Raw genomic sequence first — 12,663 nt, forward strand, 5'->3', positions numbered from 1 at the left:
AGACCTTGTTATCGCTCTTATAGTAGGGATCAATAACGGTGAGTCAGAAAGAGCAATTCAGATTTTTTAGCAAGTCAAAATAAAGTAAATGCTCAATCAGATTTTTTTCGCCTGGGCATAAGGTACCAAAGCACAGCGGCAATCAAAAAAAGTGCGGGAATATCTCCCATCAAATTGATTCGCTCTGTTTTATCCACCAATGCCTGCACCAACATAATGACGGCGTGTACAAGGCTGGACCATATAGTGAACCAAATTAAACTGGCATTTGCGGCGGGATTTTTTGCAGCGCGTATTAAAAACACCCCCAAGGTGACATAAATACCGATAATCATTTGCTCGTATTCTGGCTGCCGCGGAGTCCAGCCCCACCCTTCCGGCCAAATCCACATCATCATCGGGTAAATCGCCAGAATAAAAAGCACTCCTACAACGACCAGCGCTATTGGCAGGTATTTTGCTCGAGTTGCCTCGTTCATAAATTACTCCCAAATCTCGATCGACTTATTCCTGTAAGTCCCCTGGTAAATGACACACCACTTCCAGGTTATGTCCATCGGGATCAAGTACGTAGGCGGCGTAATAATCCGGGTGATATTGCTCGTAGACAGCCGGTGCGCCATTGTCTTTACCCCCGGCCTCCAGGGCCAAGCGATAGAACTCCCTGACCACCTGCCGCTCTTCAGCGCGAAAGGCGATATGCAATTGTGGAGTGGTGCTGGTCCCTCCACGAATCCAGAGTTCCGCTTTATCCGCCCAGCCAAAGCCCGCCCAATCCTCAAACTCCATCACTAACTGGTATCCCAGCGGCATCAGCGCCTGCTGATAGAAGTCCTTACTGCGTTCATAACTGTGCACATAAAGGCGAATATGATCAAGCATCGTATAAACCTCGGGAGGGAAGCGGATACTTCTGCAAGATAGCCTAGAGAGGCCGGCAGCGCCGACTTTTAAACGTACGAGACAAAGAGGAGGTTGTGGCGGGTGGTTCACTTCATGCAATCATACCCGCCACTGCAAGGTTGGGATTAGGGGGAGATATACCAGTGATAAATACCGTAAGAAGCGACGCCCAGACCAAAGAACAGCTGCCCCACCAACAAAACCCTGAAAGCGAAAGTGTAACGGGCCAAGTCACCTCGACGAATGGCATCGTTGGAAAAAATTCTCGCTTCCTCCGGGAATCCCATTTCCAGGGTTTTCAGTGCCGGAACAGCAAGCTTGAGAAGCTGGCGGCTGCGAATGTCCATCAGCCAAAATACGGTTACCAGTATGACCACAAACCCTCCCAGCAACGCCAGGATTAGAGGGTGGAAGTCTTTCTCCATGGCAGTGAAAATTCCGCCCTCAACAAACATGGTTAACACAACAAAAAAATTAAAAACCTTGAGGCGCTGATCGGCGGCGAAGCGGTAGTGATCGCAGAGGTACTGTCCCTGTTCCAAACGGAATCTCCTTAACTGTAAATACCCTTAAAACAATATCCGGAGTTAGAGGGTTACTAACTGTGCAAAGCAGCAGGCATTTACTTGTCTATTTAGCTGAAAATGGCGCAAAAATCGGGGAGGAATTTAACCTCTTGCCCCAATGAAAAGGCCGGGCTATGCCCGGCCAATAAAACCTTCACGCGCCACACCTATGGTCAGCGATTTTCGCGGTGATCAATCAATGCGTCAACCACAGTGGGATCGGCAAGAGTGGAAACATCTCCCAGATTATCCAGCTCATTGCAGGCAATCTTCCTCAGGATACGCCGCATGATTTTGCCGGAACGGGTTTTTGGCAGTGCAGGCGCCCATTGGATAAAGTCAGGCTTGGCAATTGGCCCTATCTCCTTGCGGCAGAGCTCAATTAATTCAGCCTTCAGCTCATCACTGGGCTTATGGCCAGATTTGAGCATTACAAAGGCATAAATCCCCTGCCCTTTGATATCGTGGGGATAACCTACCACCGCTGCCTCCGCCGTATCATTGTGCAGTACCAGGGCGCTCTCAATCTCCGCTGTTCCCAGGCGGTGTCCAGAGACATTTAACACATCGTCAATGCGCCCAGTAATCCAGTAATAACCGTCACTATCGCGGCGGGCGCCATCGCCGGTAAAGTAATAACCGGGGAATGCAGAAAAATAAGTATCCAGCATTCTCTGGCGATTGCCGTACACATCCCGAATCATCGAGGGCCAACTCTTTTTAATCACCAGAGAGCCCTCGCCCTCCCCTTCAATCTCCCGGCCTTCACTATCCAGCAGCGCGGGCTGTACCCCAAAGAAGGGCCGGGTTGCCGACCCGGGTTTCAGAGCCATGGCACCGGGCAGTGGAGTGATCATCTGCGCACCGGTTTCAGTCTGCCACCAGGTGTCCACAATCGGGCAGCGCTCATCGCCCACTACGCTGTAATACCACTCCCAGGCCTCCGGGTTTATGGGCTCACCCACGGTGCCTAAAAGTCGCAGGGAGCTGCGCTCGGCGGCTTTTACAAACTTGTCACCCGCTCCCATCAACGCCCGAATCGCTGTCGGCGCAGTGTAGAAAATATTGACCTGGTGCTTATCCACAACCTGCCAAAAGCGTGAAGCATCCGGGTAAGTGGGCACTCCCTCAAACATCAGGCTGGTGGCCCCGGCACACAATGGCCCATAGACGATATAGCTGTGCCCAGTGATCCAGCCCACATCGGCAGTACACCAGAAAATCTCTCCCTCGCGATAATCAAAGGTATATTTGAAGGTCATGGTGGCCATCAGCAGATAGCCGGCAGTGGTATGCAGGACCCCTTTGGGTTTACCGGTAGAGCCCGAGGTATAAAGGATAAACAGCGGGTCCTCCGCTCCCATCACTTCAGGCGCGCAGTCCGGCTCCATCTCACCTATGGATTCGCCATAGCAGATATCACGCTTGCTATCCCAGTCTACTGGTGTGCCCGTGTGTTTAACCACAATGGCCGTATGCACATTAGGGCAGTCCACCAGCGCTTTATCCACATTGGCTTTAAGCGGTACTCGCTTACCGCCGCGAACCGCTTCATCAGCAGTAATCACCAGGCGACAATCGGAATCGAGAATACGGTCTTTCAGGGACACCGGGGAGAAACCACCAAATACTACCGAGTGCACAGCACCGATACGGGCACAGGCGAGCATGGCGTAGGCCGCCTCGGGGATCATCGGCATATAAATACACACCCGATCTCCCTTTTTAACCCCTCGGGATTTCAGCAGGTTGGCCAAGCGGCACACATTTTCATAAAGGCTCTGATAGCTGATTGCCTTACTATCAGCGGGATCATCTCCCTCCCACAGAATCGCAGTCTGCTCGCCACGGCTTGCCAGGTGCCGATCGATGCAGTTTACGGTTAAGTTCAACTGACCATCGGAGAACCAGGCGGTATGACCTTTTTGCAGATCCTCCTCAAGAACCTGGGTGAACGGCTTGTCCCACTGCAAAAAGTCCTTGGCCTGTTGTGCCCAAAACGCCTCTGGGCTCTCTACCGACTGGCGGTACATTGTCTCGTAGTCTTCGGCGCTAATAAGCGCGTTAGCGGCAAAACTTGGGGGAACGGGGCGGACATGCACTTCAGACATCATCTTCTCCTTTATTATTAGCGCGGCATGGCTAGCCTAGAGAAATCTGAGTTTATTAGAGCTTTATTCTTGTCACTTTATAACATAGCCGCTGCGAAACAGTCCCCTCATCTCAAAATTTGGCATGGGGCGAAGACAATCCAACGCAGGCCCTGAAAGGTGCAAGTTAATCAGACAAGCAAACAGTAAAAGATAGTTGATTAACAGCTCAATCACTTAGATCCAGACATCATTTTTCGCAGTTAGATCTCCACCGGCATCGCCCGTATTAACGACCCCTTTAGGCTCAATCAATAGTACTTCACATTCCTGTTCAGCTCTGGGTTTATGCTCCACACCCTTTGGTACTACCGTCATCTCACCAGGTCCAAGGGATATGACACTATCGCGAAGCTCGATCTGCATATGCCCGGAAACTACAACAAACACCTCATCGGTATCGGGATGATCATGCCAGGTAAATTCACCCTGGATCTTAACCAGTTTAAACTGGTAATCGTTCATCTCGGCAATCACTTTAGGGGACCAGTGCTCCGAGAACAGGTTTAATTTTTCTTTAAAATTGATAACTTTAGAATTCACTTTTATACCTACCTTTAATATGACTATATATCTGGAAAACTTATTTATCTCTGGATACTTCCAAAAGTTTTCTAAGCCTGCCCACAATATTCTGGTTAAATACCTTTATACCCTCCCTCCTTAGAAGCGCAGACACAACGCCAGAACCAACTATTTTCGCACCAGAAAAACTACCATCGTAAATATAATCACTACCATATGATGGACTATTTTCCGTAAGTACTGCGTATTTAATATTGTGCTGGGGCCAGACCGCAACAATAGAAAACAAATCAACTTAAGTTTGCCTGTACCGGGTTACCAGCCCGGTACATTTAGCAGAAAAAACTAGCGAGATTGGAAAATAAGAAAGCGGTTATTACCCGAGTCGTTGATAATCAACTTATCTTCATAAGCGGTAATTCCGTCGGGCCATTTCAGCGTAGCAGCACTTGGCAACTCCCCCTCGTCAGCAACCCCATTCTGGTTGCTGTCGTTGAAGGCACTGCGATCAAAATCTTCCTGACCCAAGACAACATCTGCCGGAGCGAAATTTTCCTGTGGCCACTGGTTCCAGATCAATACTCGGTGATTTTCACTGTCCGCTACAAATAGCTGAATGCCGTTCGACCAGATACCCCGTTCGAATAAACTCAGGGTTTTTCGACTTGGGGGCTGGCTTTCATTGCTGACAAAATCTGCTTGCCCCAGAACTATATCCGCCGGAGCAAAGCTACTAGTAGGCATTGAGTTCCACAGAAGTACCCGGTTATTTTCTGAGTCGGTGATGGCTAACTTTTCTCCATCGCTCCACACATCTCCGGGCGCAGCCAATGTGCGAGCACTGACCTGCTCAGTCGAGCCATCTTGCTCATGGTCGTTAGGGGTGCAATTATCCAGTGTGGACTGGCCCAGCAGCCAATCCGGTGCCGCATCTTCCATTGAGGGCAAGTCATCCCATACCACCACTCGAGCCTTAGACCACGAGGCCGCGAATACGCGCCCCTCCGCAATCATCGCACTGGTATATATGGAGTGGTTACCCTGGCAGTTGTCCTTCGATAGTTTGGCACTAGGCAGTGCCCGACCATCTTCGGGAATAGTATCGTAAACATAAATACTGTGGTACTCGGGGCCCAAAAAATAATTTATTAAAAGTTTTCCGCTATCAAAACTGATATTTGTGGGCCCGCGACCAAAATCTCCCACGCTGATATCGTCGAGACTATCTTTATTGAGCGCCGCATTGGCCGGTGCTCCATTGCTTGTGGGGATCGAATTAAAAATTAACACCCGATTATTTGTATAATCGGGTACGAACAACTTCCCCTCATCAGTAACGGCACCGGAACCCAGGGGCCCCTCGCCAAGATTTTTTGCACTGATGGCCGTCAAAGTACTGGAAAAATCATCCTGGCCTATCACGACCTGCGCACTGTCAAAATTCTCAAAGTACAATGGCACAGTAAAATTGTGCTGTTCAGCGGGGATATCCAGGCCAGCGAGGTCTTTGGCTTCAAGTTGCAGACTGCGATCCTGCCCGGACAGCCAGCGGCTCTTGGGAGCTATCACCAAGGTGTCGTCGTTAAAGCGCGACTGGGACCAGGTCAGAGTGTATTCATCATCCAGCAAGGAACCGCTAATTTGCAGACTGTCGCGATCTATCGACTCGGAAAACTGTATCGTGATTGCGCCATCCTTCTCCAAACGCTCCTGTGCTGGAGATACACTGACTACGGAAGGGGCAATTTCATCCAAGGTATAGTGAGCATCAACCTCTGCCATCTGGTTGCCGGCTGCATCCTGCGCGGCAATTGTCAGGGAGAGTTCTAGCCCCTTTGCCCACTCCGCTATCGGGGTTAAGATCAGGGTGTCCTGATCGACTTGAGAGAGCTCTCCCATTTCCTGCATGGCGCCACTTAGGGACACATCCTCCAATGCCACCGCTTCGCTAAAATCCAGCAGTAGGGTGTCGGTTGCTGCAATAGAGGCCCCGCTGGCGGGAGTCAGTGTCAGGCTCGGCGGAGTGGTATCCACAGGCGCAGGATCTTCACCACCACCGCTGCCACCGCTGCAGCCATAAAACGCGGAACTGATCGCCAGTACCAATGCGGCTTTGATAAACTTGCTATCGGCTTTAAAAAACTTGCCTTCCACCACTGCCTCCTGCAGCCATTTAAATAGCCGACAGGGTATTCAGTCTTACCTGTTTATTGCCACAGCAGTCACTGCCAATCTGGACCCTAAAAATGACAAAACCTAACAGGCTGGGTGCTGCGTCACAAAAGGAGAATTTTCAGGGACACTGCGCTAATCGTACTGACATCTGGGAGCCACCGGCTTCGCCGGTATTATTCGGCCTATAGGGCCCAACTGAGATCAATGCCCTTTTTTACCGACCTAATTTTATTGATCCTAACAACTTAGTTCGCTTTGGATACACTTATCAATTCTCTAAGTTGCCCAACAGTATGTTGACTAAAAACTATTATTCCCATCCTTTTAAGAAGCGCAGACACAACACCAGAGCCCATTATTTTTGTCCCTGAAAAACTGCCATCGTAAATATAGTTACTTCCGCAAGAGGGACTATTTTCCGTAAGCACTGCATACTGGATATTGTGTTTCCTGCATAATTCCAGAGCCAGTTTGGCCCCCAGCATAAATTGCTCAGTTAGATCTATTCTATCACTACCTATAACCCCAGCAGTTCCGTCTAACACCTCTGTTCCATTTGCGCCACAGATCTCAGCCGGCACCCTCGGAATAGGCAATCCCGCCGCCACTTCCGGACACAAGGAAACAATTTCCTGAGTATCCACAAGCCACTCAAAATCATCGCTATTGGCCTCAACACTACTACCGTCATAGCGCACGGCGCAGTTCAAAAGGCAGGAGCTAACAAGTATTTTGGCCATATACATCTGAAGCTATAGTGGACACAATAGGAAGCCGTACTCTACCGCAACTGAGTCTAGGCTACTGGACAACGCAGGTTTTCTGACAAGTAAATTAAGACAGAAAACCTGAATAGAGGGACAACTAAATCCTAGCCTGACGAACAGCTCGTAAATAAACTCATTAGAGTAATATACCATGCAGCGTTCATTCATATTATTGATAATTTACTTGTTGGCAATCCCAGTCGCTAACGCCAAACAACTAGCAATTACTTTCGATGATGCCCCCCGTAAAGCCGATGGTTATTTTGATGGACCAACCCGGGCCAAAACGTTAATTGAAAACATAGAAGAATATAAAGTTGGCAAAGTATCCTTCTTTTCCAATACTCAATCCTTCGATAAGGAAGGGTTGGAGCGGATGAACCGCTACGATAAGGCTGGGCATATTATTGGCAATCATACCCATAGCCATCCCAATTTTCTGGAAACAGGGCTATCCACTTATCAAGCGGATTTTTTGCAGGCCCACCAGCTGCTTCAACAATTTGACAACTTTAAACCCTATTTTCGCTTTCCCTATCTGCGCGAGGGCGAAACTGTCGAAAAGCGCGATGGTATCCGGGATCTACTACAGAAAAATAACTATCAAAACGCCTATATCACCTTAAATAACTACGACTGGTATATCGAGGAACTCTTCCAAACGGCAGTAAAAGATGGGAAAGCAGTTGATATGGAAAGACTCTCCAACTTTTATGTCGACGTTCTTATGGCGAGTATTAAGTACTACGACGATATGGCAATTAAATATCTCGGGCGCTCCCCAAAGCACGTCATACTGTTGCATGAAATGGATATTTCAGCCCTGTTTATTGGTGATCTGGCTGAACGACTGAGGAAGGAAGGCTGGGAGATAATTCCTTTAGAGGAGGCCTATCGGGACCCCATCGCCAAATACCAACTCGCCCAACCGATTAAATATAACCCTGGCAGAATCGGCGAAATCGCTTTAGCTAAGGGACAAAAGAAAAATCTCTGGCATTACACCCTGGACGAGTCCTACCTGGAAAAGAGGTTTAATCAGGAAGTGTTATTAATGTCTGATCAATAAGCGGCGGGGATGCTACAGGGCACAACGCCCTGTAGCGAAAAGAATCAGGCTTCGGCTAGCTGAACCGGAATAGTATTAGTGCTGCGCTCTACCTTGTTGTTCTCATCCAGGTAGACCAGCTTGGGCTTGTGGTTATCGGCTTCGCCCTCTGTCATCTGCGCATAGGAAGCGATAATAATGCGGTCACCCACCTGCACTCTACGTGCAGCGGCGCCGTTCATGGAAATAATACCGGAACCGCGCTCGGCGAGGATCACATAAGTGTGGAAGCGCTCACCATTGCTCACATTGTAAATATCGATCTTCTCGAATTCGCGCAGGCCAGCCAGCTCTACCAGGTCCTCATCAATTGCACAGGAACCGTCATACCAGAGTTCGGCCTGAGTCACTGCGGCCATGTGCAACTTGCACTTCAACATTTCAATTTGCATAGTTGGATGCCCCTCAGAGTTCCAGGGAAACATTGTCGATCAGGCGCGCTGCACTGGTGTACATAGCTCCCAGGATCGTGATTTCTTTATCGTCATCTGCCGCTGGCTGTAAATCCTTGCTGTAACAGATGGAGAAGTAGTCAACTCGAAAGCCACTCTCTTCAATTCGCTTGCGCGCCTCTGTCTCGAGGTCGGCGAAATCCCGGCGTCCAGCCACAATTTCATCCTTAGCCCAGTTAAGTAACTGGTTGAGTACAGCAACCTTCGGTCGCTCTTCCGCAGTGATATAACCATTGCGAGAGCTCATTGCCAAGCCATCTTCCTCACGGTGCACCGGCGCCGCCACAATTTCCACCGGCATACACAGGTCTTCCACCATACGGCGGATCACTGCTAACTGCTGGAAATCCTTAATCCCGAAAATAGCCTTATCCGGCTGCACAATGTTGAAAAGCTTCGAAACTACGGTGGTGACCCCTTCAAAGTGACCCGGTCGGCTGGCGCCGCACAGGACATCGGTCATCGCCGGACAAACCACACGGGTCTGCTGGTCCATGCCGTTGGGGTAAATCTCACTCTCATCCGGATGGAACAGGAAGTCACAGTCCGCTTCCCGCAGGCTGGCCATATCCCGCTCCATAGTGCGCGGATACTTATCCCAATCCTCATTCAAACCGAATTGCAGTCGGTTGACGAAGATGGATACCACAACTAGATCGCAGTGTTGCTGGGCGATTTTGACCAGCTCTATATGGGCATCGTGCAGATTGCCCATGGTTGGCACAAAGCCGACGGTCTTGCCGTCTTTGCGGGCCTGGGCCAGCGCCTCGCGCAGACTTGCTACGTGGTGGAAGACTTGCATCTTGCTACCGCTCACTATGAATCAGCGCGGCATCATACTCGCTGAGACCTGGCGTCTCAACATAGCAAAATTGCCGCTCTCAATAAGATTTCGCCGCAGAATCCAGCCTGTGGCCCCGCCAGACAATCTCTGCCCATACCTGAACTGCTAGTCACTATCGACGCCGTCGATTGCCGCCGAATTTTACCCCATTCAGTTCAGGAAGTGTTCAGACCCGCCAGGGCAAACTTCACGCCAAGATACACAAAAGACCTGATCTGAAAGAAAAGAGCCCCACGCTCGGGAGAGATGTTATGAAACACCTCACTACTGCCATCGCCACCCTAAGCCTGCTGCTGATCGCAGCACCCGCCCTTTCCGAGTCACATCGCGGGCACCAGCGCGCCATGGACGACCACCACAAATATGGAAGAGCCGAACGCGAACAGCGCCACTTAAAGAAACAGCACGACAAGCATCACGACCGCCAGCAGGAAAAGAAACGCCGCAGACAAGAGCGCAAGAAAGAAGAGCGCAGACGTGAACGCAGAGAGGAGCGCCAGCACCGCCGCGAAGTTCGCCACGCCTATAAAGAGGGCTACAACAAAGGCTATAACAAAGGGCATAGAAAAGGCCACAAGCAGGGCCACCGCCACGAATATCGCGCGGCACACAGACCGGTTTACCGCCACGGTTATCGCGGCCACCGCCCCCACTACCGTCCCTCGCACTACGGTTATGGCTACCGCTGGCGCCACCTGCCGCGTAATTTCGTCAGTATCAGTATCGGAACAGCGGGCTTCTACTATAGCGATGGAATTTTTTATCGCCCGGCTTCTCACGGCTACGTAGTAGCCCAGGCCCCCCACGGCGCTATCGTGCACAGCCTGCCAGCATCAGCACTGACCGTGGTAGCCGGTGGACACAATTACTACGTGGCCTATGACACCTACTACCTGTGGGACCATAGCCACCGCGGCTACCGGGTTGTCCCCAAGCCGCCCTATTACTGATTACCCAATCCCCCCCTCCCTGCGGCCCTCGGGCCGCCTTTTTTTACTCAGATTTACGCAGATCAATCACCTTCTTCAGCCCCCTGTCGCAGAGTGCAAAAGAGCTGGCCATCCACTCGCTCCCCATTTACTTTTCAGTGCGCAAAAATTAGCGTTTTTTTATCTATAGTTATTGCTTTCCGGCCCTGCTGGGCCCAAGATTCGCGCCCGCCAATATCAACAGAAAGGCGCCATGAAAAAGCAACAAGTAAAAGACTGGACTTGCGAAGATTCGGCCGAGCTCTACGGCATCCGCAATTGGGGCGCCGGATATTTCGATTTGAACGAAAATGGTGAAGTTTCACTGCAAGTCGACGGCCCCAACGGGGTAACACACAGTGTTTCGCTGATGGACATTGCCCGAGGCGCCACCGAGCGCGGCCTGGGTATGCCCCTGCTATTGCGTATTGAGAATTTACTCGAGGCGCAGATCGCCCGGATTAACGAATCCTTTGCTCGCGCTATCGACGATTGCGGCTACGGCAATGTTTTTCGCGGCGTGTTCCCCATTAAGGTGAACCAGCAGTGTCAGGTCATTGAAGAAATTGCCAATGCCGGCCGCCGCTTTAACCACGGCCTGGAGGCGGGCAGTAAAGCAGAACTTATCGCTGCCCTGTCCATTCTGGATAACACCGAATCCCTGATCGTCTGCAACGGCTATAAGGACGAGGAATTTATTAACCTCGGACTGCAGGCCCAACGCCTGGGCGTACAGGTTTTCTTCGTCGTGGAAACGCCCTCGGAAGTGGAGACCATTATCCGCTGCGCCGAGCGCGAGCAGGTGCGCCCAAATATCGGCGCACGGGTAAAACTCGCCTCCAAGGTGGGCGGCTACTGGAATGCGACCAGTGGCGACCGTAGTATTTTCGGTCTGGGCAGTAACGACCTGATCGCCATGGTCGATCAACTGCGCAACCACGATATGCTCGACTGTCTCAAGTTGTTGCACTATCACCTGGGCTCACAGGTACCGAATATCCGCGACATCCGCACCGGAGTTTTGGAAGCCTGCCGCTACTACGCCGATCTGGTGGAAGAAGGCGCGCCCATGGGCTACCTGGATCTGGGCGGTGGCCTGGCGGTGGATTACGATGGCAGCAAGACCAATTACACCCACTCAAAGAATTACTCCCTGGACGAGTACTGTGTCGATGTAGTGGAAGCCATTATGGGCACCCTCGATAGCGAGGGAGTCGAACATCCGGTGATTATCACCGAATCCGGCCGCGCCACTGTAGCCTACTCCTCTGTACTGCTATTCGATATTCTCGACACTACCCGTTTCGAGCCGGTAGAGCTGGAGCACACCAAGATCAGCGAAGGCGACCACCAGATGCTGCTCAACCTGCAGGACGCAGTGCGCAGTATCACCCCCAAAAACCTGCAAGAGAGTTACAACGACGCACTCTATTACCGCGATGAAGTGCGCTCTCTGTATCTGCACGGCCAGGTGAGCCTGCGCGAACGCGCCAATGCGGAAAACCTGTTCCTGCAGAGCGCCCAGGATATTCGCAAATTACTCGATGAAGCCGAAGAGATTCCCGCAGATCTGCAAGCTCTGCCGGAGGTACTGTCGGATATCTACTACGCCAATGTGAGCGTATTCCAATCGGTACCGGACATCTGGGCTATCGATCAGGTATTCCCACTGCTGCCGATCCACCGCCTGGACGAAGCCCCGACGCGCTCCGCCATCATCGCCAACATCACCTGTGACTGTGATGGTAAGATCGACCGCTTTATTGGCCGGGAAAAAGAGCAGAAAACCCTGCCTTTACACGAGCTAAAGGATGGCGAGGACTATATTCTCGGCACCTTCTTAATTGGCGCCTACCAGGAGACCCTGGGTGACCTGCACAACCTGTTTGGGGACACCAATGTTGTGAGTGTGCGCATCCAGGAAGACGGCAGCATAGACTTCAGCCACGAGATTCACGGTGACAGTATTTCTGACGTGTTAAGCTACGTGGAATACCAGCCCAAGGCGCTGTTTGAGCGCTTCCGCCGCCTGGCAGAACGCGCCGTCAAGCAGGGGTTGATTACCGCCGCCCAACGCAAACAGATTTTGCAAACCTATACCGCCAGCATGAGCGGTTACACCTACTTTGAAAAATAAATTTTAAAAATGAGGCGCCAACGCCTTTGAGAATATAGCGATAACATTATCCGCAGATTTAAGGAGAT

The 12,663-nt window shown here is 51.0% G+C and carries 13 protein-coding genes; 3 read left to right on the forward strand and 10 right to left on the reverse strand.

Annotated elements, in window-relative coordinates:
* Nucleotides 1-92 precede the first annotated feature (92 nt).
* The 8 genes from ACJJIR_RS19995 to ACJJIR_RS20030 form a co-directional block, all read right to left on the reverse strand.
* The gene (locus tag ACJJIR_RS19995) at nt 93-479 is read right to left on the reverse strand and encodes a DUF6632 domain-containing protein (RefSeq protein WP_444906580.1); all 387 of its coding nucleotides are present in this window, start codon (nt 477-479) and stop codon (nt 93-95) included.
* Nucleotides 480-504: 25 nt separating this feature from the next.
* Entirely contained in the window at nt 505-882 is a 378-nt protein-coding gene (locus ACJJIR_RS20000; RefSeq protein ID WP_444892625.1) for a VOC family protein, read from the reverse strand.
* 146 nt (nt 883-1,028) lie between these two features.
* Entirely contained in the window at nt 1,029-1,445 is a 417-nt protein-coding gene (locus ACJJIR_RS20005) for a hypothetical protein (RefSeq protein WP_444906581.1), read from the reverse strand.
* A 197-nt stretch (nt 1,446-1,642) separates the two neighbouring features.
* Nucleotides 1,643-3,580 carry an acetate--CoA ligase gene (gene acs, locus ACJJIR_RS20010; RefSeq protein ID WP_444906582.1) on the reverse strand — a complete coding sequence of 646 codons (1,938 nt, stop codon included), beginning with the start codon at nt 3,578-3,580 and terminating at the stop codon, nt 1,643-1,645.
* A gap of 216 nt (nt 3,581-3,796) precedes the next feature.
* Complete coding sequence (locus tag ACJJIR_RS20015) at nt 3,797-4,162, reverse strand: cupin domain-containing protein (protein ID WP_444895395.1); 366 nt, start codon at nt 4,160-4,162, stop codon at nt 3,797-3,799.
* Nucleotides 4,163-4,202: 40 nt separating this feature from the next.
* On the reverse strand, nt 4,203-4,433 hold the full coding sequence (locus ACJJIR_RS20020) for a 2-thiouracil desulfurase family protein (RefSeq protein WP_444895396.1): 231 nt from the start codon (nt 4,431-4,433) through the stop codon (nt 4,203-4,205).
* 56 nt (nt 4,434-4,489) lie between these two features.
* Nucleotides 4,490-6,298, reverse strand: a complete 1,809-nt coding sequence (locus tag ACJJIR_RS20025) for an Ig-like domain-containing protein (protein WP_444906583.1) — start codon at nt 6,296-6,298, stop codon at nt 4,490-4,492.
* Nucleotides 6,299-6,564: 266 nt separating this feature from the next.
* A complete protein-coding gene (locus ACJJIR_RS20030) occupies nt 6,565-7,059 on the reverse strand; it encodes a 2-thiouracil desulfurase family protein (RefSeq protein ID WP_444906584.1) in 495 nt (164 codons plus the stop codon).
* 178 nt (nt 7,060-7,237) lie between these two features.
* Here ACJJIR_RS20030 and ACJJIR_RS20035 point away from each other — a divergent pair, with 178 nt between their 5' ends.
* Nucleotides 7,238-8,155, forward strand: a complete 918-nt coding sequence (locus tag ACJJIR_RS20035; protein WP_444906585.1) for a polysaccharide deacetylase family protein — start codon at nt 7,238-7,240, stop codon at nt 8,153-8,155.
* A 44-nt stretch (nt 8,156-8,199) separates the two neighbouring features.
* Here ACJJIR_RS20035 and panD read toward each other — a convergent pair whose 3' ends face one another.
* Nucleotides 8,200-8,586: an aspartate 1-decarboxylase gene (gene panD, locus ACJJIR_RS20040; protein WP_413664143.1), complete on the reverse strand. Its 387-nt coding sequence runs from the start codon at nt 8,584-8,586 to the stop codon at nt 8,200-8,202.
* A gap of 13 nt (nt 8,587-8,599) precedes the next feature.
* Nucleotides 8,600-9,448, reverse strand: coding sequence for a pantoate--beta-alanine ligase (panC, locus tag ACJJIR_RS20045; RefSeq protein WP_444895400.1), 849 nt, complete (start codon nt 9,446-9,448; stop codon nt 8,600-8,602).
* A 293-nt stretch (nt 9,449-9,741) separates the two neighbouring features.
* On the opposite strand from panC, the gene ACJJIR_RS20050 reads away from it, so the two are divergent.
* Nucleotides 9,742-10,440 carry a DUF6515 family protein gene (locus ACJJIR_RS20050; RefSeq protein ID WP_444906586.1) on the forward strand — a complete coding sequence of 233 codons (699 nt, stop codon included), beginning with the start codon at nt 9,742-9,744 and terminating at the stop codon, nt 10,438-10,440.
* A 232-nt stretch (nt 10,441-10,672) separates the two neighbouring features.
* Nucleotides 10,673-12,595: a biosynthetic arginine decarboxylase gene (speA, locus tag ACJJIR_RS20055; RefSeq protein ID WP_444906587.1), complete on the forward strand. Its 1,923-nt coding sequence runs from the start codon at nt 10,673-10,675 to the stop codon at nt 12,593-12,595.
* Nucleotides 12,596-12,663: the final 68 nt, after the last annotated feature.

It is taken from the genome of Microbulbifer maximicatervae (SeqCode) (genome assembly GCF_052467385.1).

Bases quoted from the DNA above. Each gene is read 5' to 3' on its own strand.
- ACJJIR_RS20000 (WP_444892625.1), bottom strand. From the start codon at position 882: ATGCTTGATCATATTCGCCTTTATGTGCACAGTTATGAACGCAGTAAG.
- panD (WP_413664143.1), bottom strand. From the start codon at position 8,586: ATGCAAATTGAAATGTTGAAGTGCAAGTTGCACATGGCCGCAGTGACT.
- speA (WP_444906587.1), top strand. From the start codon at position 10,673: ATGAAAAAGCAACAAGTAAAAGACTGGACTTGCGAAGATTCGGCCGAG.
- ACJJIR_RS20050 (WP_444906586.1), top strand. From the start codon at position 9,742: ATGAAACACCTCACTACTGCCATCGCCACCCTAAGCCTGCTGCTGATC.
- ACJJIR_RS20035 (WP_444906585.1), top strand. From the start codon at position 7,238: ATGCAGCGTTCATTCATATTATTGATAATTTACTTGTTGGCAATCCCA.
- ACJJIR_RS19995 (WP_444906580.1), bottom strand. From the start codon at position 479: ATGAACGAGGCAACTCGAGCAAAATACCTGCCAATAGCGCTGGTCGTT.
- ACJJIR_RS20030 (WP_444906584.1), bottom strand. From the start codon at position 7,059: ATGGCCAAAATACTTGTTAGCTCCTGCCTTTTGAACTGCGCCGTGCGC.
- panC (WP_444895400.1), bottom strand. From the start codon at position 9,448: ATGCAAGTCTTCCACCACGTAGCAAGTCTGCGCGAGGCGCTGGCCCAG.
- acs (WP_444906582.1), bottom strand. From the start codon at position 3,580: ATGTCTGAAGTGCATGTCCGCCCCGTTCCCCCAAGTTTTGCCGCTAAC.